Annotated in this window: 1 protein-coding gene and 1 other annotated feature; the gene reads left to right on the top strand. The window is 64.1% G+C overall.

Annotated elements, in window-relative coordinates; translation table 11 throughout:
- Positions 1-128: a sequence feature (AL1L pseudoknot), on the top strand. This feature is flagged as partial in the annotation.
- The coding region (locus PSU4_RS30985) for an IS3 family transposase (RefSeq protein ID WP_147116238.1) at positions 1-752 on the top strand (752 nt) is incomplete at both ends. Its footprint overlaps the feature before it by 128 nt.

Raw genomic sequence — 752 nt, 5'->3', positions numbered from 1 at the left:
TTTTTCGCTCAGGCGGAGCTGGACCGTCGACTCAAGTAAGACTTCTGTTCGTTCACGAGCATCGAAGCCGTTTCGGGGTCGAGCCGATCTGTGCCGTGTTGTCGGAGCACGGGGTGCAGATCGCCCCGCAGACGTATTATCGCTGGCGAGCCCGCCCGGTGACGGACCGTCAGTTGGATGAGGCGTATCTGGTGAACCGGGTCGTGGACCTCTATCGACAGAACAGGTGTGTGTACGGGGTGCGGAAGATGTGGCGTGCGGCGCGGCGGGAAGGACTGCGGATCGGCCGTGACCAGATGGGTCGGCTGATGCGTGTCGCCGGGATCCAGGGTGTGCGTCGGGGGGTGCATCACACGACCACGACGACCCGTGACCAGCGCGCTGCCAGGCATCCTGACCTGGTCAAGCGGGCCTGGGCGGCGCCGACTCGACCGGATGCGCTGTGGGTCGCGGATTTCACGTACGTGTGGACCGCGTCCGGATTCTGCTACGTGTCGTTCGTGACCGACGTCTACTCGCGGAGAATCCTCGGGTGGAAGGCGTCGATGAGCAAGACCACCGATCTCGTCTCAGGAGCCTTGGCGCAGGCGTTGTCCACTCGGCAACGGGCGATCAGCGAGTTCACCGCGGAAGGTTTGATACATCATTCCGATGCCGGGTCTCAATATACGTCGCTGGCGTTCACGGAGCAACTCGCCGAGGCCGGGATCGCCGGCTCGATCGGGACCGTCGGCGACGCGCTCGACAACGCA

The sequence above is a fragment of the Pseudonocardia sulfidoxydans NBRC 16205 genome (assembly GCF_007989085.1).
In the GTDB taxonomy this organism is placed as follows: Bacteria; Actinomycetota; Actinomycetes; order Mycobacteriales; family Pseudonocardiaceae; genus Pseudonocardia; species Pseudonocardia sulfidoxydans.
This window is presented reverse-complemented; position numbering and strand designations above follow the sequence as displayed.